Here is a 20,837-nt window from a genome sequence, read left to right as displayed (position 1 = left end):
GCGTCTTTCATCAGGGTCCGAATCGATGACGATTCATCATGACCGTTTATAGTACCGCAGTCTTATCCCTTTGCTTCATTGAGCGTCAGACAGAAAAAATCAAACCGGCGTTGACTGTTCGGGGAAGCCCTTATAGTACGTTTTCGTTCCATTGGCCCTCAAACCCCTTGTATCAGCACCTCTCATTAGACTCAATGAGAATCCAAGCTGCTGATAAAGTCAAATGGAGGGGAAATGTGCCTTTGGGGTCGTAAGTGGTGTAAGTCACCAGCGCGCGCCTAAGTGCGGTCAACCCTTCACTCACTGAGCTTTGCCATCAACCTCAATCTTTTTCTTGAGCGCAACATTTAATTGATACATTATAACATAACACGCACATTGACGAGAATGTCCTTTATGTTGTTACGTATTTTTTGGAGTTTATGCCTTTGGTGGGGTATCAGCAGCAGTGCGCTGGCTGAGATCCATCTCAAGGATGTTGATGGTCGAGAGGTCACACTGGCTGCGCCAGCACAGCGTGTTTATATCGGTTTTTATTATGAGGATTTTTTGGCGATCAATGGGCCAGACAGTTATCAACATGTCGTGGCCTTCTCTAAAAGTGATTGGAGCCTACGGGCCAGCCAATGGCCACGCTATCAGGCAGCCCTACGGCGTTTAAGCCAACTGGTGGATGTTGGCTCTTTGTATAACCAAAGTTTTGACTTTGAGCGCCTGTTGGCGACCCGACCAGATTTGCTGATTCTGGCAAAATGGCAGCTCGAAGGCTTCGCCAACTATTTGCCGGTATTACAGCAACTCTCTATTCCCTATGTCGTGGTTGATTTTAATCAGGGAGAGGACGCGAAGCTCACCAGTATTCGGGTGATGGGGCAAGCATTAGGTCACGGCGAACGGGCTGAACGCTTGGCTATCGCCTATCAACAAGGCTTTGCAGATATTCGCAGACGAATTACCCAAGCGAATTTGCCTTCGCCGAAAACCTATATTGAACTCGGTGATAAAGGGCCGGGTGAATACAGCAGCAGCTATGGGACATCTATTTGGGGCCCCTTACTTCAACAGGCCGGTGCCAATAATATCGCTACAGGCGTGGTCACCACGCCTTCTCCATTGCGCGCAGAGTATGTGTTATCTCAGAAACCCGAGGTGATTTTTTTGGCGGGTGGAGACTGGCCGAAAATGCCGAACGCGGTGTCGATGGGTTTTGGTGCCAAGCCTGAGATCATCCAGAAAAGCATGACCCAATATGCTCAGCGCCCCGGCTGGTCACAGTTGCCTGCGATTAAACAAACACGTTTTTACGCGCTCTACCATGGTGGCGTCCGTACGTTGTACGACTACATTTTCGTGCAATTTGTCGCCAAGGCGCTTTTTCCTTCTGTATTTGAAGATGTGAACCCGCAACGTAATCTCGAAATGTTTTATGACGAGTATCTGCCCATCAAAGCAGATGGCGTATTTATGCAGCAATGGCAGGGAGAATAATGGCAACCTTTTCAGAACCCACCACCCAGGGACGGCAATTTTTTCAGGAACTCCATCTACGACGCTGGTTACTCACACTGGCATTGATCAGCTCACTACTGGCCACAATGGTTGTCGATTTGGCTACTGGCGCGGCCAACCTTAGCCCATTTGATGTGTTGCGACTGTTCTTGGTGGATTCTTCGCAGCATGATGAATTACACCAGATCATTTTTTGGTCCATTCGTTTGCCGATGACGTTAACCGCCGTGGTGGTGGGAGCGAGTTTGGGTTTGGCTGGCTTGTTGATGCAAACCGTATTGGCGAATCCGTTAGCCAGCCCTTATACCTTGGGTATTTCAGCGGCAGCAGGGTTTGGTGCCGCATTATCGATCCTCACTGGCTTCAGCGTGGGGGGAGTATTAGCGTTAGGCACCCCGTTATTGGCTTCTCTGATGGCATTACTGGCCTGTCTGCCCATTTACTTTATGGGCCAACGGCAGGGGATGACACCGCAAATTTTGGTGTTGAGCGGCATTGTGGTGTTGTTCTTTTTTCAGTCGTTGCAATCACTCATGCTATTTTTGGCCTCACCAGAAGCGATGCAACAAATTGTATTTTGGCTGTTTGGTAGCCTGCTTAAAGCCAATATGCAGGGGGTGTTAATTACAGGCAGCGTGCTGGCTTGTTCGTTAGTCATCTGTTTGCAGCAGGCTTGGCGATTGACTGCACTTTCAGCAGGGGAAGAGCAAGCGCTAGGTTTGGGGATTAATGTTAGCGCCTTACGCAAGTTAGCTTTTCTACTGGCAACCTTGCTGACCGCCGCCTCTGTGTCTTTCGTCGGCACTATCGGTTTTATCGGTTTGGTCGCTCCTCACTTCGCCCGCATGTTGGTTGGAGAAGATCAACGTTACCTGATCGGTATTTCGGCGCTTTGTGGCAGCCTGCTATTGGTTCTGGCCTCCATTATTTCCAAACTCGTGCTGCCAAATGGTGTCGTGCCGATAGGCATTATCATTGCGCTGATCGGTGTCCCGGTATTGTTCTATTTTGTGACTAAACAGGTGAAACGGGCATGACGCAACTGACGTTAAAGCAAGTCGGCGTCACGCTTCACAAACGCCCACTGCTCACCGATATTTCTCTGACGTGGCCTGCGGCACAGGTGAGCGGCATTATTGGCCCCAATGGAGCGGGTAAATCCACGTTACTCAAAGCCATTAACCACATGGTACCCATTACCGGGCAGATCGAATATCAGCAGTGTCCACTTAATACGCGCGTCACACGCATCGCCTATGTGTCACAACTCAACCGTAGTGATTCTGCACTGACTGTTTTTGAAATGGTTTTACTGGGTAAAGTTCGCCAATTGAGCTGGCGTGTCAGCCCCGCGCAAACTGATGCGGTCGAGCTGGTATTGGCAGAGTGCGGCATTTCCTCTCTGGCAAACCAAACCTTCAACAGGCTAAGTGGCGGACAGCGCCAGTTGGTGATGCTCGCACAGGCTTTCATCGCTCAGCCGCAGATCATTTTGCTGGATGAGCCGACCAGCGCTCTGGATATTCACCACCAATTGCGTGTGCTGCAAAAAATCGTCGATTACAGCAAACGCCACCAATGCACCACATTAATGGTGATCCACGATCTGGGCTTGGCGCTGCGCTTTTGCCAAACACTCACGTTGCTCCACCGTGGAAATATTGCCTGTCATGGCGCAGCCCATCAGGTGATCGCGGATCCCATGATGTCCACCGTATTTGGTGTAGGTATTGAAAGTGGAACAAGCCCTTTGGGCTATCACTACTTATTACCCACTCAGTTCTTACCTACTCATGGAGAGAAAATATGTATGCGTTGATGAAAGCCGATGTGCTGGCCCAACTCGCGGGGCTGCAACAAGAAATCAGCCAGCTACACGATAATGCCCAGCAGGATCAGTCTCATTTTGTGCTGTTAGAGCGCCGTTTTAGTCGCTTGCAGTCCTTCAATGACGAGCCGCAACTGCAAGATTACCGGTTGCAGTTGGAGCACGATGATGCGGTGGTAAAACAAATTTCCCAACTACGACAGGTCGCCAATGCGGCATTGTGTGACTATGAAAAACATCAGGTATGCGCTCTGTGTGGGCCATCCTCCAATACTGACGACTACCTGACAAGTTTTAACCAATCGCTGCAACAAGAGATCGGACTTGCCGGTATGCAGATGGGTGAGAAGGTGTTGTTGGTGGGCAGCGGTGCCTTGCCGACCACGGCGCTGGTACTGGTTGCCAAGCTCGGTGCAACCGTCTTTTGCTACGATCACGATCCCGCCGCACAGCAGTTAGCTCGCCAGCTCGTTCAATCCCTCGGTCTGGAAAAACAGGTGCAATTTATTGATAACCTGAAAGAGTTAACGGACCGTCCCGTTGACCACATTATCGTTGCTTCATTGGTGGCGGATAAACAGGCGCTGTTAGCACAATTGGTTCCTTATGTGACCCGATCCTGCAAATTAGTGATGCGCTATGGCAATGGGCTGAAGTCTATTTTCAACTGCCCTTATTGCCATGAGGCGAACTGCTCACATTGGCGCACCGCCAGTAAACCGGTGACCACTGGGCTTTATGACCTTATCATTTTGGAACCTAATCACCATGAATAACACCCTGCCGACCTTAATTCTGGGGGCCGGGCCTGCGGCTATCCAACTTTCGGTGGATATCAAAGCTACAGGCGATGCTCGGCTGGGGCTATATAATCGGCCCAGTACCAAGGGCGAGCGATTAAAGCAGTATCTGGCACTTACACCAACCCTTTATCTACAGGGTACCGGCAAGGCACAAGCAACCCAGAAAGAGAACCGCGTCACGATTGATTGCTATATCGATCAATTGGCGGAGGTGGTTGGTGATTGGCAGCGCTTGATTTTGGCAGTGCCCGCCGACCACTATTATACCGTCCTACAACAGATACCATGGGCAGAGTTGCCACACTTAAAATCGGTGATTTTGCTATCCTCTTCAATAGGGTCCGGCCTGATGGTGCAGAATCTGTTAAACGTAGCGGGGAAGTGCGATGTCGAGGTCATCAGCCTGTCCAGTTATTATGCTGATACTAAATATATTAGCGCTGATATCCAAAATATTAGCGCTATACAGCCTTATCGGGCGTATACCAAAGCGTTTAAGCAGCGGATATATCTGGCCAATCAGTGGGGTAACGCGGGATCGGTAGAGATTAGCTGGTTAACGGCGGTATTAGCCCGCCATCACATTGACACCTTACCTTGTTCTAACTTGTTGGCTGCTGAGCGTTTTAGCATCACCAATTATGTCCATCCCCCTTTGGCGCTGGCGGATACCACGTTACAGGCGCTGTTTTATCCGGATCAACGTAGCCAATATCTGTATAAAACCCAGCCAGAAGGACCGGTCTGCCCGGCGGTGATTGCGGATTTAGCCGGTCTGGCCGATGACTATAAAAGACTCCTCAACCGGCTAGGGGTGGAAGAAATCAACTTACTGCGTTTTCTCAATGACGACAACTATCCGGTACCTGCCACCATGGTCAGTCGGCGCTGGATTGACGAATTTCCGCAACTTTCCCCTATTGAACAGCAATACGCGCTGTTTGTTCGCTACACCGCCCTGTTAGTGGATCCATACTCTACACCGGATGAACAAGGCCGATTTTATGACTTTTCGGCGGTTAAAGTGGCCACGGTATATCAAGATGCGAATGCTCTGTGGCATTTACCGCGAGTACCGCTGGAGGATGTTCGCAAGTTGCGAACGCTGTTATTACTGGCGAGCGCTCTGGATGTGGTGATGCCCACAGCACAGCGGCTGCTACAGCGATTCCAACAGGCGCTCAATGTGTTTATTGACCGGGTCGGTGAGGAACATTGCCATCCCTCTCTATGGGTGAACGATTGTGACAGGCAGGCGGCCATCATCGAACAACAATGGCGGAGCCAGACATGAACCAAGGCGCGTTGTTGGCCATTCTTGCCTCCCTGATTTTCAGCCTGATGAATGTGTTAGTCAAAACCATCGCTGATGAAATTCCTACCGGTGAGATCGTGTTCTTCCGCAGTAGCATTGGTTGCTTGTTGATTGGGTTACTGATGTATCAGAGGGGGATAGCGTTCAGCCGTGAAGATCGCCCATTGTTAGTACTACGAGGTACGATGGGGGCGCTGTATCTGATTTGTTATTTTTACAGTATTGCGCACCTGACATTGGCAGATGCCAGCATGTTGGCCTATATGTCACCGTTTTTCTCGATTGTGCTGTCATTGCTGGTGTTGCGCGAACGGGTGAATGCCACCATGGCTTTCTGGTTGGTGATGGTGATTATTGGCGCGATTATCTTGATTCGCCCGTGGAATTTTTCCACCTATACGTTGGCGTCTCTGGTGGGGGTGATGAGTGCGGTATTTGCGGCTATTGCTTATTTGTCGGTGAATAAGCTCACTAAACGCCATCATAATTATGAAATCGTCTTCTATTTTTTGTTTATCGCAACGCTGATCTCTATCCCGCTGATGTGGCATAACGTTGTTTGGCCGAGCGGGTATCAGTTCGGCATACTCATCGCTATTGCTCTTGTCTCATTGCTAGGCCAGGTGGTTTTAACGCAGGCATTCTCTTCGGATAACCTGATCGTGGTGTCTGTGGTGCGCTATATCGGCATTGTCTTCAATATTACCTGGGGCTGGCTATTTTGGGATGAGGTGCCATTGATGTTGTCATTGATTGGCGGCGGGCTGGTGGTGGTATCGTGCATTCAACTGGGGTTACGCAGTAAAAAGAAGGTGGCCTGATATTCACAAGGCAAACTGACCGTTATACCCAAAATAATTCGAGTCAACACACATGCAGCTTGAAGTATGACGGGTATATAAGGTAAATCGCGGGGGAGGGGCGTTAAGGAAACCGGATCATCACGCAATTTCTGGTTGATGATCCGGCGTTGTCGCATAAGGGGCAGGGCCGCTTAATTACGTCGCTCAAAGGCCAGTGCTTTGCGCTCCACTAACCGCATCAGCAACGTCAGCAAGCCATTCACGCACAGGTAAACAACCCCGGCGGCACCAAACACCATTACGTCATAGGTTCGGCCATACATCAGTTGGCTATATCCCATCACCTCCATCAAGGTGATAGTGTATGCCAGCGAGGTCCCTTTGAAGACCAATACCACTTCGTTGGAATAGGATGATAGTGCCCGCTTAAAGGCAAAAGGCAGCAGAATACGTAACGATTGACGTTTTGACATCCCCAGTGCTTCGCAGGATTGCCATTGGCCGGAGGGAATAGCCCGTACTGCACCGTAGAACAGTTGGGTAGTATACGCTGCACTGTTCAATGCCAGAGCAATCATTGCGCACAGCCATGGCTGTGACAGCAGACTCCACAACCACGGATATTCGCGGATTGCCGGGAATTGCCCTGGACCGTAATAGATCAAAAAGATCTGTACCAACAGCGGGGTACCGGTGAACAGGGTGATATAAATTTTGACCAGTGGGGTAGCAATGGGGGTTTTCAGCGTCAGAACGATGGTAAACACCACTGACAGCACCAACGCCACCAGTAAAGAGACGATGGTCAAGGTCAGGCTGGTATGCAGCCCTTTCAGTATCTCGGGTATATATTCCAACATCAGGATGCGCTCCGCTCAAAACGGGTGGTACGGAGTTCAATCCATTTGAGGACATACTGGCTCAGTAGGGTCACGACCAGGTAGATTGCTGCGGCAATCACATACCAGGTGAAGGGTTCCTGCGTCCGGGTGGCAATACTTTTGGTTTGCAGCATCAGGTCATTGACACTGATAAGCGACACCAGCGCGGTATCTTTGAGTAATACCAACCATTGATTACCCAAACCTGGCAAGGCATGTCGCCACATTTGCGGCATAATCAAACGGAAGAAAATCGCCGTCTGGCTTAAACCGAGTGCCTGGCCGGATTCCCACTGCCCGATAGGCACCGCTTTTAGTGCGCCGCGCAATGTCTGCGATGCATAAGCGGAATAGAGCAGGGCCAGTGCGATCACACCGCACAAGAATGGGCTAACCTCGAAATTATCCAGATTAAGCTTAATGGGCAGCTCAAACAGATAGAGATTCAGCGTGAAACCGTCCGACAACATCATCAAAAGCTGAGAAGAGCCGAAATAGATAAACAGGACCACCAGAATCTCGGGTAATCCGCGTAAAAGAGTCACCCAACCGATAGTCAGGTAACTAACCACTTTCAAACGTGATGATTCACCGACGGCAAACAGCATCGCCAGAACCAAACCGAGTGCCAGTGCACAAACGGCAAGGCCGACGGTCATACCGGCGGCACTTGCTAAAGGTTGAAATTCATTCATGGGTGTTTAGATTACTGCTGGAACCATTTTTTATAGATAGTTTGATAGGTGCCATCGGCTTTAACTTTCGTTAGCGCAGCATCTAACTTACCCTGTAATTCGGTGTTGCTCTGGCGTACCGCGATACCTAAACCGGTACCGAAAAAGTCAGCGTCAGTCACTTTGTCACCAATAGCCGCTAATTGGTCATTCTGTTTCAGCCACTCATTCACCACTGCGGTATCACCAAATACGGCATCCAAACGGCCATTTTTCAGGTCAAGGACGGCATTCTGGTAGCTGTCATAAGGTACAGCCGTGATTTCAGGGTGTTTTTCCATCAAGTATTTTTGGTGGGTAGAGCCGTTCTGCATACCGACACGTTTGCCTTTCAGTGCGGCTAAATCTGCCACTTTATCTTTCTGGGCGATAAACAGCGCTGAGTTATCGTAGTAAGGCTGCGTGAATGCCACTTGTTTCTGGCGTTCTGGGGTGATGTCCATGCCCGAAATAACGGCATCAAAACGTTTGAATTTCAGGCTTGGGATCAAGCTATCAAAGGCCTGATTGGTAAAGGTGCAATCGGCTTGCATCTCTTTACACAGTGCATTAGCCAGATCGATATCGAAACCCTGCATTTTATTATTGGCATCAATAAATTCGAACGGTGGGTAAGTGGCTTCCGCAGCGAAACGAATGGTTTCAGCGGCAGAGGCTGACAAACTGATACTGGCGAGGACGGTCGCTATTATTAATTTTTTCATCGCAAATTCCCAAATAGATATCAATGTGACAGATAGCTGGCAAAAGCTTCGGTTGTTGGTTGGGTAAAGTGGCTGGCATCGCCCTGTTCCACAACATGACCGTTTTCCATGTAAACCACACGACTGGCCGTCTTGCGAGCCACTTCAACCTCATGGGTTACAATCACCTGAGTAATACCGGTTCCGGCTAATTCACGGATGATACTGACGATTTGTGCGGTAATCTCTGGATCGAGCGCGGCGGTCGGCTCGTCAAACAGCAACACTTGCGGTTCCATCATCAACGCGCGGGCGATAGCCACACGCTGTTGTTGACCCCCCGAAAGATGCAGAGGAAAGCGGTCAGCAAAATCAGTTAAACGCAGGCGTGACAATAATTTCTGCGCACGGGCCATGGCTTCTTCTTTTGGCAAACCTAGCACGCGGCAAGGGGCTTCAATCAGATTTTGTACCACGGAAAGATGCGGCCAAAGATTATATTGCTGAAAGACCATGCCCACGTTAGTACGCAACTCGCGAATAGCCTTTTCACCCGGAACGCGGGAAAAATCAAAGTGATTACCGGCGATCTGCAAGGTACCTGAGCGTGGCATCTCCAGCAGGTTAAGTACGCGCAGCAACGAGCTTTTACCCGCACCACTAGGGCCTAGTAACACCAGGGTCTCGCCTGCTGGACAATCTAATGTAATGTCGAACAACGCTTGATGTGCGCCGTAGTAACAGTTAATTCCGTTAAGTTGAATACTCATGCGCCAAATCTGAATAGCCAATGATGCGGGGAATGGTAACTTCCACGGCATACTTATGCAATCTTTGTGCGTTAAAATTTATGAATAGCCAGAATAAACGGTTAAAAACAGCATAACATCTGTATTTGATTGCGCTCGGGGGGAATTTGTCGCGTGATGAATAAACCTGCCAGAGCAGCAACATCAGCAGTGCCGATTAAAAAACAGACAGAAAAATGAGTTTGTAAATCAATAAGTACCGGGCCACGGGAAGGAACCCGGTACGAAAGATGTGTGGCCGGGAGGACTGGCCCGTTATTTTAATTTTACCTGATTGAAGGTTGAGAATATGGCCTCAACATCAGCACTGGTGAGATTATGTTGGCGAATCGTGTTGATAAAGTGCGCCTTATCACCCATTTCGGCGGGTTTACAGGTTTTCAGTTCTTCCGCTATCTGCTTGAGGATCTTCGTACTTAACTCACCAATATTAGCGCGTACGTTATCTAGCGGTTTGGGTTGCCAACCCGGTTCTGGCTGTGATAACCAGTCCGCGCGGTAACGGTACTGGATAGCTTTTGCGGCATTGATTTGTGCCACCATAAGCGGTTTGATTGATTCACCGTTTAAGCCCAGTGATTCCGCTTGCGCCATGGCGCTATTGATCACTTTCTCTTCTTGAATGCGGTCTTCTATAGGTAAATGATTTTCAGCTTTATATCCCGCGACATCTTTCATATAGCTTAATCGCTCATTAATGAGCGGAGCCGTCTGGCCGCATTGCTGTGCCTGTACGGCCAGGGAAAGAAAAAAGCTACTGGCGATAATTAATTTACCGATAACAGTTAACCTTGTTAGCGTATGAGTGGGTTGCATAGTGATTTCCTCCTTGTTGACAATGACGGCTCGTGGGGTTGATAGGGAATGGTCTTGGTATCATCTCTTCCTATCAAAGAGGCCAGTATGTTGACCACTACGGTTGTCTGTGGGAAGAGGTGATAGTGGATGACGTGCCGTGAGCCATTCCCCGTGGCGAGCCGTTAGGTTAGTGATTACCCAACAATTGGCGCAGGCTGCTGGCGGGTGCGCTAACGCCCATAAAACGGATATCATCAACGACCCAGCATGTTCCTTCACGGATCATCAGCACTTCATCTTGCCACATCACCGCCTTGCCATCAGCCATTTGGTGGCTCAGATTAACGCGTAGCGGGATATTCCTGGCATCAGTATTGGGGATTGTCGATGCGCTGGCAACACTGGCGGAGGTACTGCCTTCACGTAAGCTGGTGAAAATGTCACCGCTGATCATTTGGGTTTTATTCGCTTGAGCCGGTGTGCGGTTACTGGCTTGTTTTCTGGCGGCTTGAATATCGTTATACAGCGACTGGCTTAAATAAGGGCGAAATTGTGCGGACAGATTATCATCAGGTAGGCCCTGTTGGCCGCCTATCTGCTGGATACGCAAGTCATAAAATTTTTGCGCTACCGTGTCTGGCCCTCCCTCAATACAGGGACTACTGCGGCTGCTGGTGGCCTCAAAAACAGGATTAACGTTACTGGCACAGGCACTAAGTAAAAGAGCGAGAGGGAGGATGAGGGCAATATTTTTCTTTTTCATATGATGACCTTAGGTAAAGTAATCTGTTATGGCGGCTGGCAGATAACTGACGAGTTATAAGATAACCGACTAGTTACAAGATAACCTAATACCCCATTAGCCGCGAAACTTACCGTGTTCTTTCAGCCAGCGGGCGGTGCGGAGAATACCTTCATCCAGTGAGATGATTGGGCGATAGCCCAACTCCTGCTCGGCACGGAGGGTATCGAGTGTGAGATCAAAATTGAGTTTAGCCACCGCATAGTGTGTTAACACCGGCTCTTTTTCTGCTTTATTGCTCATTCTCTCCATCGCCCTGGCCATGATATCCATCATGGGATAAGGCACTGAGCGAATTCGGCATTTCATATCCAAGGCATCCAGTAGCTGTTGCACGATAGTGCGCAGAGGGCGGGGTTGCTGGTTGGTAATATTATAAGCGCGACCAGAAAGAGTCTTCTGACTTTGGGTGGCAAGCCACATCGCATGTACGGCATTTTCCAGATAGGTCATATCCACCAGTGCGTCACCGCCACGGGGCAGCAGCAGGGTACCGTAATGTTTAATCATATGTAGCAAGCGGGGCAGCATCACTTTATCATGCGGGCCGAATAACCCCTGTGGGCGTAAAATAGTAAAGTGTGTTTGTGGATTGGACAGCGCCAGCAGTTTGATTACCTCTTCACCGGCGGCTTTGCTGCGAGCGAATTCATTGGCAAAGCGCACGGGGCGGAAATCTTCCTGAATATTGCGATGATGGTGGTAATCGAAATAAATGGATGGCGAGGAGATATGAATGAAATTCTCTACGCCATAAGCCGCTGCCCATTCTCCGAGGCGGCGCGTCGCGCGTACGTTTGCCAACTCAAAAGCCTGCTCTGTTCCCCAAGGTGAGGTAAAGCTTGAGCAATGCCACAGTGTATCGACATCCGCCAGCATGGCTTTTGCCTGTGAGGAAACCAGATCCGTCAGGTCAGCATGAATGAATTTAGCACCCAGTTTTGTCAATAACTCGCCCATCGCCTGATTACGACCGGTGGCGATAACACTGATCTCCTGACGACGGAGATATTCAACCGCATTTCGGCCTAATCCACTGGTTGCGCCGGTAACCAATACCTTCATAACGAATCCGATTCCCACCCAAAATCAAAATGCTAGCGCCTGAAACTATTCGCCCCGAAAATAAGATGCCATTCTTCCGTGAAATGATGCGCTATGCAATCATTGCTTTGAGTCCGAGTTATTTTTTGCCGGCGCATCACGTCCACGGTCATCGTGTTCTGCCAGCGCAGTAATGCGTCTCGCCATTCCACGAAAAATAAACAGATGTGCTGGCATCATAATAAACCAGTAGAGTAATCCGCTGAAACCTGCTGGATGCCACCACGCGCGGACATCGAAGCTGCGGCAACCGCCCAAGTCTTTAATCGTAAAGGTCAGGCGGCCTAAACCCGGTGCTTTCATACCAAACATCAATGCCAACTGGCGTAATGGTTTGACGGTGATGACTTTCCAGCCATCAATGAGATCACCCAACTCCAATGTTTCCCGTTTAGGGCGGCCATACACCACACCACCGCCGATCATATCGTCCATCCTGGCTCGGATTTTCCACAATGGGTTGCCGTAGAAATAGCCTTCTTTGCCACCGATTTGTTGCACCACATGCCACAACGCTTCACTGGACGCGGTTGTTGAAAGTTGGCAACCGGCCTGTTTAGGATAAAAACCGTAACCTGGCCGCCAGCGTGCGCGGGCCTCTGGGTCATAACCCCAGTCAGCAGAGTCTACGACCTCATCCTCACGGCGCAGTGTCTCTTTAACCGCCTCCTCAAAACTGATTAATTTTTGCGGGATCAGTGCCTGTAAGGCGCGGCCATCAGCCGGTAAATCATGGTTTAGGCCTTCGATCAGTGCGCTGGCAATCGGGGTTGGCACCGAGGTGACCATATTAATGAAATAGACCGAAATAAACCGGGTTGGCAGTGGAATAGGGATCAGCCAGCGGCGTTTGCCGCTGATGGCAATAAACCGCTCAAACATCGTTTGGTAGCTGATATATTCTGGCCCGGCGACATCCCAAATTCGGTGTTCTTCTGCTGGATGATTGAGTAGCTCCGTCAGATAAACCAGGAGATTATCCAGTGCGACGGGTGACGATTTAGAGCGTACCCAGCGGGGAGGTGTCAGAATGGGCAGGTTATAAACCATATCGCGCATCACTTCAAAGGCAGCAGAACCGGGGCCGACAATAATGCTGGCTCGCAACTCAGTGACCGGGATACCGCTTTGACGAAGGATATCGCCCGTTAATTTGCGGGCGATCAGATGCGAAGAACTGTTATCTCCCGGCTGTAATGCGCCGAGATAAATGATCTGTTTAACGGATGATGTTTGCGTTGTTCCCAATGGCTGTAGAGCGTTCTTCATATTGCTGGCAGCTATACGTTCCTGCTCAATCAAATCTTGGCCGTCACCCATGCCATGAACCAGATAATACAGTACATCAATATCTTGCAACGCGGCATTGAGGGTTGCGGGCTGATAAAGATCGACAAAGCAGCAGTTAACGTTTGGCCACGCCTGCTCTTTTAGCCACTCGATACGGCGGCCTGCGGCCGTGACATGATGGCCTTGCTGGCTTAGCAAGGGAACCAAATGTTGGCCGATATAGCCACTGGCACCTAACACTAAGATCCGTTGTGGTGTCATGAATGTTGCTCGGCAATAAATTCACGCCACAGCGCGACAACTTTTTCCAGATCTTTTCGGTTAACGTTAAGGTGAGTAATCATGCGGGTGAGCGGCCCGGCACTGATGAGCACACCGCGTTCACGCATCCAGGGACCCAGCTTTGAGGCGACCTCGGTAGATTGCTTAATGTACAACACGTTTGTTTGTGCGCCGGGGGCGGCTATCTCAATACCCAGGTCACGTAATTGCTGCTCCAGCCACTGGGCGTTATCGTGATCATCTTTGAGTCTCGCCACGTTGTGTTGTAACGCATACAACCCGGCTGCCGCTAAAATACCGGCCTGACGCATACCACCACCGGTCATTTTTCGCCAACGCCGGGCGCGATGAATGAATTCTGCGCTGCCACAGAGCAGGGACCCAACAGGCGTCCCCAACCCTTTTGACAGACAAATTGTCAGGGTATCGCAATATTGGCTAATGTCACTCAATGGCACGTTCAGCGCCACCGCAGCATTAAAAATACGTGCGCCATCAATATGCAGTGCCAGTTTTTTCTCGCGGGTCAACGCCCAGGCTTGCTGTAAATAGTGCAGAGACAAGACTTTGCCACTGTGAGTATTTTCCAGACTTAACAGCCGGGTGGGTGCAAAGTGAATATCATCGGGTTTGATGGCGGCCAGAACTTTATCCAGTGATAATGTACCGTCATCATTGGCATCAATAGGTTGTGGTTGGATACTGCCCAGAACGGCGGCACCTCCTGCTTCATACAAATAGTTATGGGCTTTTTGGCCGACAATATACTCTTCACCACGCTGACAATGGGTCAATAACGCCACCAGATTTGCCTGAGTACCTGTCGGTAGAAACAGCGCGGCTTCTTTACCTGACAAACTGGCGGCTTTGGCTTCAAGCGCATTGACGGTTGGGTCATCGCCATACACATCATCACCGACTTCGGCATTCGCCATCGCGGCGCGCATGGCTACACAGGGTTGCGTTACTGTGTCACTGCGTAAATCGATCAGCATCGTCTTCTCATTGGCTGGAAAAATAGATTTCATCATAGCGAGAATATCGAAACAAAAAAGCCTACTGGCTCGCTATTTGTTTTAAACAGGATCTCCCCCAAGCTCTTGATTAAATTTTAGTTAGATGTGATGTAAAAACGCTGTTTTGCCGGGCAAAGAATATATCGCCAGCCGTGTCGGCACACATCCGATACGACTGTCTGGGTAAATGACAAAGACTTTTATTGGCTACAAGACCTTTTGATTAGCGTAACCAGTTAGTTTTTGCCAGCTCGATCACTTCATCACCACGGCCATTAATAATGGCTCTGAGCATATAAAGGCTAAATCCTTTGGCTTGCTCAAACTTAATCTGCGGTGGCATTGATAGCTCTTGTTTCGCCGTCACTACATCCACTAATACGGGGCCAGGATGTGCAAAGGCACTTTCCAGTGCCGCATTTAATTCAGAGGCTTTTTCTACCCGAATCCCTTTGATGCCGGCAGCGTTGGCAATTGCGGCGAAGTCTGGATTATGCAGGTCCGTGCCATCCGTCAGATAACCGCCCGCTTTCATCTCCATTGCCACGAACCCCAGTACGCTGTTATTAAACACCACGATTTTTACGGGTAATTTTAGCTGGGTCAGTGAGAGAAAATCCCCCATTAGCATGGTGAAACCACCGTCACCGCACAAGGCCACGACTTGTCGGTCAGGGGCGGTTGCTTGGGCACCAATTGCTTGCGGCATGGCGTTAGCCATTGAGCCATGGTTAAACGACCCCAGTAAACGGCGCTTGCCGTTCATCTGCAAATAACGTGCGGCCCAAACGGTTGGGGTACCCACATCGCAGGTGAAAATCGCATCTTCTGTGGCGTAGTGACTGATTTGTTGTGCCAGATATTGTGGGTGGATCGGCTGGTTATCATTCGCGGTGGCGAGAGCATCCAGATCTTGGCGGGCGGTACGGTAATGTTCCAGCGCTTTATCCAGAAACGCCCTGTCACTTTTGGTATCTAGCTGCGGTAACAGCGCGGTTAGGGTGGTTTTGATATCCCCAACCAGCGCCATGTTGACGGGGCAATGAGCGCCAAGACTTCCGGGATTAATATCAATTTGGATGATGTTGGCGTGAGTGGGATAAAACGCGCGGTAGGGGAACTGGGTCCCCAACAGAATCAGGGTATCGGCATTGAGCATCGCTTGATAGCCTGAGGAGAAACCAATCAGCCCGGTCATACCGACACTGTAAGGGTTGTCCCACTCAATATGCTCTTTTCCACGCAGGGCGTGAACTACAGGGGCTTGTAGTCTCTCAGCCAATTTGACCACTTCATTATGAGCATCAGCGCAGCCACTACCGCACATCAAGGTAATATTTTTAGCTTTATTCAGGATATCAGCCAATAGCGTTAACTCACTCATCGGTGGCTGAACCAACGGTAATTTCGGTGTCTGCCAGATGACGGCGGCATCTTCCGGAGCCGCCTGTAATGCAACGTCGCCCGGCAAAACAATAACCGATACGCCACGGTTAAGAATGGCTTGGCGCATGGCGATTTCTAACACTCTTGGTAACTGTTCTGGGTTCGAAACGAGTTCACAGTAGTGGCTACATTCGCGGAATAACTCCTGTGGGTGAGTTTCCTGAAAATAACCGCTACCAATTTCACTGGAGGGAATATGTGCAGCAATGGCGAGTACCGGAACATGGTTACGGTGACAATCAAATAAGCCATTAATCAAATGCAGGTTACCAGGGCCACAGGAACCCGCGCATACAGCTAGCTGCCCGGTGAGCTGTGCTTCCGCACCGGCGGCGAAAGCGGCCACTTCTTCGTGACGTGTGCCCAGCCACTCGATAGTTCCCATACGATGCAGGCTATCACTCAGACCATTGAGTGAATCCCCGGTTACGCCCCAAATCCGCTTAACGCCCGCCTGTTCCAACGTTTTAGCGATCAGTGTTGCCACAGTTTGCTTCATAGTTGTTACCTCAAGGTGTCTTGGCGAAGTTATTATTCTATGAGGTCAAAGTATGGCGTGTTTGAGGATAAATGCCCCATTGATGACCAAGATAGGCACTTTATGGGGCGGGAAGGGCGGTTGTCGTTAGGCCAGTAGTGCCATCACGCCAACTGGATATCCCCCTGAAGTTGGCAACTGCATGCCAGAACATAACCTTGAGCTATTTCTTCTGGCGTCAATGTCATGGTACTGGTGGTGGTGTATTCACCATGCAGAATGTGGGTTTTACAGGAGCCACAAACGCCCGCGCGGCAGGCGGCCATCACCGGTATTTTGTGTTGTTCCAACGCAAATAGCAGGGAGGTGCCAACCGGGACGTTGACACTGCGTAGCGGGCGGCTGATAGTCATCATCAATTCATTACTGGTATCGATAACCTCATCAGCGGTACGAAATTGTTCTTTCTGGAAATGATCGGCAGGCACTTGCTGTTGTTGGCAATACTGTTCAACCCACGCCATATAGGGCGCAGGCCCGCAAGTCATCACGCGGCGGCGGGCAATATCTGGGGCGATTTGCTGCATAATATGGGCATTAATTCGCCCCTCAATAAACCCAGCCGTTGCCGCTGACTCTGCCATTAGCGTGAGTTTTAATTGCTGTGGATAGCGTTGCAATAAGTTGTGCCATTCATTGGCAAAAATGACATCGGCAGGGGTGCGGACATTAAAAATTACCCGAATGTCTGCCTGTGGGCGCTGAGCCAGTAGTGCACGACACATTGATATCACTGGCGTGACGCCACAACCCGCGGCCAGCATCAGATAGTGGTCATCATCGGCATTGGCGCAGGTAAACTCGCCCTGAGCATCAGAAAGCCACAGATAATCCCCGACATTAACCTGCTGAGTCAGCCAGCGGGAGCCTTCACCATCAGGTAAACAGCGCACGGTGAGTTGGACAAAAGGGCTTAAACCCGGTGTCGAGGAGAGGGTATAGGCGCGCAAGGTTTCATCACTGTTGCGAATACTCACCAACGCGTATTGGCCCGGCAAATAAGAATAAAAATCGTGATTAATCAGCCGTAGGCTCCAGACATCGGGCGTCTCTTGCACGATGGAATGGACCTGCATACGGTTAGGGCAGAAGGGGGTAGGGGAATCGGTTGGAATAAAATCGGTCATTGGGGCCTCACAATGAATCTGGTCATTCTCTGGCAAAAGAAGTCGCAAAAAGCGTGCAATAATAACCCGGTCAACGGCGAGAAAATCTATTGACCGGGCGGCATAATTGACTTAATGACCCAAAATCGCCTGCATATCCTGTTCTACGGTGGTTATTGGCTGCATGCCAAATTTCTCATAAAGGATCGCCATCAGGTTATCGGTCAGGAAACCCGGTGCCGTTGGGCCGGTGTAAATATTCTTCACCCCCAGCGATAATAGCGTTAGCAGAATGACAATGGCTTTTTGTTCAAACCATGACAGCACCAGACTGAGAGGCAGGTCATTGACGGTGCAACCTAATTTTTCCGACAATTTAACCGCCAACATGATAGCTGCGTATGCATCATTACATTGACCGACGTCCAGTAAGCGCGGCAATCCTTCCAGAGTGCCGAAGTCCAGTTTATTGAAGCGGTATTTGCCACAGGCTAGCGTCATAATGATGCAATCTTGCGGCACACTGCGGGCGAAATCGGTGAAATAACTGCGCTCAGTACGGCTACCATCACATCCCCCCACCAAGAAGACATGGCGTAGCTTTTTACTGGCAACCAAATCAATAACCGTATCAGCGGCATTCAGGAGTGTCTGGCGGCCAAAACCGACGGTGATCAGGTGTTCCAGCTCACTGTAGGGGAAGCCCGCCATTCCTAGTGCTTGCTCAATCACTGGGGCGAAATCCTCCCCGTCTAAGTGGTTGACATCCGGCCAGCCAACGATGCTGCGAGTCCAGATGCGGTCACCGTAGTTGCCCACATTCGGGTCAATAATACAGTTGGAAGTCATCAGGATCGGCCCAGGGAATTTGGCGAATTCGGTCTGCTGATTCTGCCAGCCGCTGCCATAGTTCCCCACCAAATGTGGATAACGTTTTAACTCTGGATAGCCGTGAGCGGGCAACATTTCACCGTGAGTGTAAATATTAATGCCTTTGCCCTGCGTCTGTTCCAGCAGCATTTGTAAGTCTTTCAGGTCATGGCCGGAAATTAAAATCGCTTTGCCCGCTACCGGGCGGACATTAACGGATGTCGGTTGTGGATCGCCATAGGACTGGGTTTCGCCCTGATCTAAAATGGCCATCACATTGAAGTTCATTTTGCCAATACCCATGGCGTTATTCAGTAAGGTATCGATATCACGGGGTTGAGTGCCCAACCAGGCCATATAGGCATGGTACTCAGCATAGATTTGCTCATCAGACTGGCCTAATACGTGGGCGTGCTCCATATAAGCCGCTGCGCCTTTCAAGCCGTATAAGCACAGCATACGTAGGCCGTGAATATCATCGCCGACATCAGCTTTATCGTTATTGAGGGCGAACTGCTGTGATTGTTGCAACAGTGAAGGGATATCGTCTGCCACCAGTTGCAACTCAGCCAGTGGGTGTTCAACGGCAATCGTGCTATCCAACAGACGGCAACGGACAGCCAGAGAATGGCGCAGTAAAATGGCTTCTTTGGCGTATTCCACAATACGGTCGGAATCGAAGTTCACGTTGGTCAGCGTTGAGAAAAATGCTCTTGGGGCAAAGCTGTCAATTTGGCTATCGACAATACCCAGTTCACGGGCTTGTAACGCCCAAGCTGATAGCCCCTGTAATACAGCAACCAACAAGTCTTGTAGGTCTGAGGTTTCGGCGGTTTTCCCACACATTCCCTGCGCGTAAGAGCAGCCGTTACCTGCTGGCGTTCGGATAGTTTGTTCACATTGCACACAGAACATTTTTATTTTCCTTTTTAAAGTTGCATTTGTAATGCGTGTTTTGAAGCATAGAGATACGCCGTCGGTTTAAAAAGGTATTTTTAATGCAATATTCACTTATATTGATTTGGCGCAATTATTACTGCGAATGAGAATTTATTCGATATAGGGAAGAGAGAACCCCCAGAGGGCGGGGGCGCGACTGGGGGGATAAGGTGAGATTAGGAGAAGAAAGCCATTAATATTGGTGCCAGCAAACTGAGCAAAAAGCCATGTACGATAGCCGCAGGGACCATTTCCAGCCCGCCACTGCGCTGCAATACGGGTAAGGTAAAGTCCATCGAGGTTGCCCCGCATAAGCCCAGTGCTGTGGAGCGACTACTGCGTACCAACGTTGGGATCAACATAATTGCCACTAATTCTCGGGCGAGGTCATTAAAGAACGCGGCGCTACCAATAACAGGCCCAAAGGCATCAGTCAGTAAAATACCGGACAGTGAATACCAGCCAAAACCTGAGGCCATCGCCAACCCGGTTTTTATCGGTAAACCGAGCAGGGCAGCAGCAATAATACCGCCCACAAGCGCACTCAGCGCAACTACAAAAGCGACTATGGTTCCCCGGCGATTTAATACTATCTGACGCAGCGTCATACCGCTGTTACGCAATTGAATCCCGACCAAAAACAGCAGAAAAATCAGGGCTAATTCACTGCCTTTGGCCGCAAATTGTAGCCATTCCCATTGGCTCAGGCCTAACAGGAAACCCACAATCACGACACCGCAGAGCTTTAATGACTCCAGTGCCATATGTAATCGTGAAGGCAATGTCTCCTGACGATGTGTATGTTTCCACGGTATTTTGCGTTCAAGTAAAAATAGGACGAGCAGGTTAGCGCATAAAATACACAGAAAAAAGATGCTGGTATATTGGAAAATAAGCAGCAGATTAGCGCTAAGGTTTTCCAGGAATGCCAGGCTAATACCCATAAAGAATAAAATCACGTAGACCATCCAGCTTAACGAGCGGTTGATCCATTGAATAAGTGTTTTGCGGCTAAGTGGGATGAGATAACCAATAATTAACGGCAAAAGAATGATCAGCAATCCTGAATACACGAGTGGTACCGTCCTGTATGGCGACTAAAATAAAAATAGACTCTTATGACTAGAGGTTACAGTGGTGTTAGCCGCGCTCACTCACCTTAATCACTGACTGAAGTAAGCTCACCGTGATGTTACCTTGCTGTGATACCAATAATGTGGGTATCACGAACGGATGAACAATGGCTCTGTACCACAATAAACTATATAAAATCCTGGACAG

At 49.7% G+C, this 20,837-nt stretch carries 19 protein-coding genes; 6 read left to right on the top strand and 13 right to left on the bottom strand.

Annotated features, from left to right (window positions below):
• The first annotated feature begins 396 nt into the window (after nucleotides 1-396).
• Genes AC971_RS00495 through AC971_RS00470 form a run of 6 tightly spaced genes read left to right on the top strand, consistent with a single transcriptional unit; the run spans nucleotide 397 to nucleotide 6,276 of the window.
• A complete protein-coding gene (locus AC971_RS00495; RefSeq protein ID WP_025383270.1) occupies nucleotides 397-1,488 on the top strand; it encodes an ABC transporter substrate-binding protein in 1,092 nt (363 codons plus the stop codon).
• Entirely contained in the window at nucleotides 1,473-2,546 is a 1,074-nt protein-coding gene (locus tag AC971_RS00490) for a FecCD family ABC transporter permease (RefSeq protein WP_309598767.1), read from the top strand. Before AC971_RS00495 ends, AC971_RS00490 begins: the two co-directional genes overlap by 16 nt.
• Nucleotides 2,543-3,328 (top strand): ABC transporter ATP-binding protein, encoded by a 786-nt coding sequence (locus AC971_RS00485; protein ID WP_025383272.1) that lies wholly within the window; start codon nucleotides 2,543-2,545, stop codon nucleotides 3,326-3,328. The genes AC971_RS00490 and AC971_RS00485 overlap by 4 nt, the downstream gene beginning before the upstream one ends.
• Entirely contained in the window at nucleotides 3,316-4,113 is a 798-nt protein-coding gene (locus tag AC971_RS00480; RefSeq protein WP_025383273.1) for a nicotianamine synthase family protein, read from the top strand. The genes AC971_RS00485 and AC971_RS00480 overlap by 13 nt, the downstream gene beginning before the upstream one ends.
• Nucleotides 4,106-5,434: an opine metallophore biosynthesis dehydrogenase gene (locus tag AC971_RS00475; protein ID WP_025383274.1), complete on the top strand. Its 1,329-nt coding sequence runs from the start codon at nucleotides 4,106-4,108 to the stop codon at nucleotides 5,432-5,434. The genes AC971_RS00480 and AC971_RS00475 overlap by 8 nt, the downstream gene beginning before the upstream one ends.
• Nucleotides 5,431-6,276: a DMT family transporter gene (locus AC971_RS00470; RefSeq protein ID WP_025383275.1), complete on the top strand. Its 846-nt coding sequence runs from the start codon at nucleotides 5,431-5,433 to the stop codon at nucleotides 6,274-6,276. Before AC971_RS00475 ends, AC971_RS00470 begins: the two co-directional genes overlap by 4 nt.
• A gap of 173 nt (nucleotides 6,277-6,449) precedes the next feature.
• Here the strand turns inward: AC971_RS00470 and artM are convergent, their stop codons facing one another.
• From artM to AC971_RS00405, 13 genes are all read right to left on the bottom strand, one after another.
• A complete protein-coding gene (gene artM / locus AC971_RS00465) occupies nucleotides 6,450-7,118 on the bottom strand; it encodes an arginine ABC transporter permease ArtM (RefSeq protein WP_002211370.1) in 669 nt (222 codons plus the stop codon).
• Nucleotides 7,118-7,834 carry an arginine ABC transporter permease ArtQ gene (gene artQ, locus AC971_RS00460; RefSeq protein ID WP_002211369.1) on the bottom strand — a complete coding sequence of 239 codons (717 nt, stop codon included), beginning with the start codon at nucleotides 7,832-7,834 and terminating at the stop codon, nucleotides 7,118-7,120. The genes artM and artQ overlap by 1 nt, the downstream gene beginning before the upstream one ends.
• 11 nt (nucleotides 7,835-7,845) lie before the next feature.
• On the bottom strand, nucleotides 7,846-8,577 hold the full coding sequence (gene artJ, locus AC971_RS00455; RefSeq protein ID WP_025383276.1) for an arginine ABC transporter substrate-binding protein: 732 nt from the start codon (nucleotides 8,575-8,577) through the stop codon (nucleotides 7,846-7,848).
• 20 nt (nucleotides 8,578-8,597) lie between these two features.
• Nucleotides 8,598-9,326 (bottom strand): arginine ABC transporter ATP-binding protein ArtP, encoded by a 729-nt coding sequence (gene artP, locus AC971_RS00450; protein ID WP_012105392.1) that lies wholly within the window; start codon nucleotides 9,324-9,326, stop codon nucleotides 8,598-8,600.
• A gap of 294 nt (nucleotides 9,327-9,620) precedes the next feature.
• Complete coding sequence (locus AC971_RS00445) at nucleotides 9,621-10,181, bottom strand: chorismate mutase (RefSeq protein WP_025383277.1); 561 nt, start codon at nucleotides 10,179-10,181, stop codon at nucleotides 9,621-9,623.
• A 169-nt stretch (nucleotides 10,182-10,350) separates the two neighbouring features.
• The gene (locus tag AC971_RS00440) at nucleotides 10,351-10,926 is read right to left on the bottom strand and encodes a lipoprotein (RefSeq protein WP_025383278.1); all 576 of its coding nucleotides are present in this window, start codon (nucleotides 10,924-10,926) and stop codon (nucleotides 10,351-10,353) included.
• A gap of 96 nt (nucleotides 10,927-11,022) precedes the next feature.
• On the bottom strand, nucleotides 11,023-12,030 hold the full coding sequence (locus tag AC971_RS00435) for an NAD-dependent epimerase/dehydratase family protein (protein WP_025383279.1): 1,008 nt from the start codon (nucleotides 12,028-12,030) through the stop codon (nucleotides 11,023-11,025).
• A gap of 99 nt (nucleotides 12,031-12,129) precedes the next feature.
• Nucleotides 12,130-13,620 carry a DUF2867 domain-containing protein gene (locus AC971_RS00430; protein ID WP_025383280.1) on the bottom strand — a complete coding sequence of 497 codons (1,491 nt, stop codon included), beginning with the start codon at nucleotides 13,618-13,620 and terminating at the stop codon, nucleotides 12,130-12,132.
• Nucleotides 13,617-14,636, bottom strand: coding sequence for a low-specificity L-threonine aldolase (gene ltaE, locus AC971_RS00425; protein ID WP_025383281.1), 1,020 nt, complete (start codon nucleotides 14,634-14,636; stop codon nucleotides 13,617-13,619). Before ltaE ends, AC971_RS00430 begins: the two co-directional genes overlap by 4 nt.
• 244 nt (nucleotides 14,637-14,880) lie before the next feature.
• Nucleotides 14,881-16,602 carry a ubiquinone-dependent pyruvate dehydrogenase gene (gene poxB / locus AC971_RS00420; protein ID WP_025383282.1) on the bottom strand — a complete coding sequence of 574 codons (1,722 nt, stop codon included), beginning with the start codon at nucleotides 16,600-16,602 and terminating at the stop codon, nucleotides 14,881-14,883.
• Between the two features lie 143 nt (nucleotides 16,603-16,745).
• Nucleotides 16,746-17,768, bottom strand: coding sequence for an NADH oxidoreductase (gene hcr / locus AC971_RS00415; RefSeq protein WP_025383283.1), 1,023 nt, complete (start codon nucleotides 17,766-17,768; stop codon nucleotides 16,746-16,748).
• A gap of 111 nt (nucleotides 17,769-17,879) precedes the next feature.
• Nucleotides 17,880-19,532, bottom strand: coding sequence for a hydroxylamine reductase (gene hcp, locus AC971_RS00410; protein ID WP_025383284.1), 1,653 nt, complete (start codon nucleotides 19,530-19,532; stop codon nucleotides 17,880-17,882).
• A 200-nt stretch (nucleotides 19,533-19,732) separates the two neighbouring features.
• On the bottom strand, nucleotides 19,733-20,629 hold the full coding sequence (locus tag AC971_RS00405; protein ID WP_025383285.1) for a LysO family transporter: 897 nt from the start codon (nucleotides 20,627-20,629) through the stop codon (nucleotides 19,733-19,735).
• Between the last annotated feature and the right edge of the window lie 208 nt (nucleotides 20,630-20,837).

Source organism: Yersinia similis (assembly GCF_001053095.1).
GTDB lineage: Bacteria > Pseudomonadota > Gammaproteobacteria > Enterobacterales > Enterobacteriaceae > Yersinia > Yersinia similis.
This window is presented reverse-complemented; position numbering and strand designations above follow the sequence as displayed.

What these genes read in the sequence shown, in the direction of transcription:
- AC971_RS00490 (WP_309598767.1), top strand. Translation starts at nt 1,473, where the DNA reads ATGGCAGGGAGAATAATGGCAACCTTTTCAGAACCCACCACCCAGGGA.
- artJ (WP_025383276.1), bottom strand. Translation starts at nt 8,577, where the DNA reads ATGAAAAAATTAATAATAGCGACCGTCCTCGCCAGTATCAGTTTGTCA.
- AC971_RS00475 (WP_025383274.1), top strand. Translation starts at nt 4,106, where the DNA reads ATGAATAACACCCTGCCGACCTTAATTCTGGGGGCCGGGCCTGCGGCT.
- artM (WP_002211370.1), bottom strand. Translation starts at nt 7,118, where the DNA reads ATGTTGGAATATATACCCGAGATACTGAAAGGGCTGCATACCAGCCTG.
- artP (WP_012105392.1), bottom strand. Translation starts at nt 9,326, where the DNA reads ATGAGTATTCAACTTAACGGAATTAACTGTTACTACGGCGCACATCAA.
- AC971_RS00430 (WP_025383280.1), bottom strand. Translation starts at nt 13,620, where the DNA reads ATGACACCACAACGGATCTTAGTGTTAGGTGCCAGTGGCTATATCGGC.
- hcp (WP_025383284.1), bottom strand. Translation starts at nt 19,532, where the DNA reads ATGTTCTGTGTGCAATGTGAACAAACTATCCGAACGCCAGCAGGTAAC.
- AC971_RS00480 (WP_025383273.1), top strand. Translation starts at nt 3,316, where the DNA reads ATGTATGCGTTGATGAAAGCCGATGTGCTGGCCCAACTCGCGGGGCTG.
- ltaE (WP_025383281.1), bottom strand. Translation starts at nt 14,636, where the DNA reads ATGCTGATCGATTTACGCAGTGACACAGTAACGCAACCCTGTGTAGCC.
- hcr (WP_025383283.1), bottom strand. Translation starts at nt 17,768, where the DNA reads ATGACCGATTTTATTCCAACCGATTCCCCTACCCCCTTCTGCCCTAAC.
- AC971_RS00485 (WP_025383272.1), top strand. Translation starts at nt 2,543, where the DNA reads ATGACGCAACTGACGTTAAAGCAAGTCGGCGTCACGCTTCACAAACGC.
- AC971_RS00470 (WP_025383275.1), top strand. Translation starts at nt 5,431, where the DNA reads ATGAACCAAGGCGCGTTGTTGGCCATTCTTGCCTCCCTGATTTTCAGC.
- AC971_RS00445 (WP_025383277.1), bottom strand. Translation starts at nt 10,181, where the DNA reads ATGCAACCCACTCATACGCTAACAAGGTTAACTGTTATCGGTAAATTA.
- poxB (WP_025383282.1), bottom strand. Translation starts at nt 16,602, where the DNA reads ATGAAGCAAACTGTGGCAACACTGATCGCTAAAACGTTGGAACAGGCG.
- AC971_RS00495 (WP_025383270.1), top strand. Translation starts at nt 397, where the DNA reads ATGTTGTTACGTATTTTTTGGAGTTTATGCCTTTGGTGGGGTATCAGC.
- artQ (WP_002211369.1), bottom strand. Translation starts at nt 7,834, where the DNA reads ATGAATGAATTTCAACCTTTAGCAAGTGCCGCCGGTATGACCGTCGGC.
- AC971_RS00435 (WP_025383279.1), bottom strand. Translation starts at nt 12,030, where the DNA reads ATGAAGGTATTGGTTACCGGCGCAACCAGTGGATTAGGCCGAAATGCG.
- AC971_RS00440 (WP_025383278.1), bottom strand. Translation starts at nt 10,926, where the DNA reads ATGAAAAAGAAAAATATTGCCCTCATCCTCCCTCTCGCTCTTTTACTT.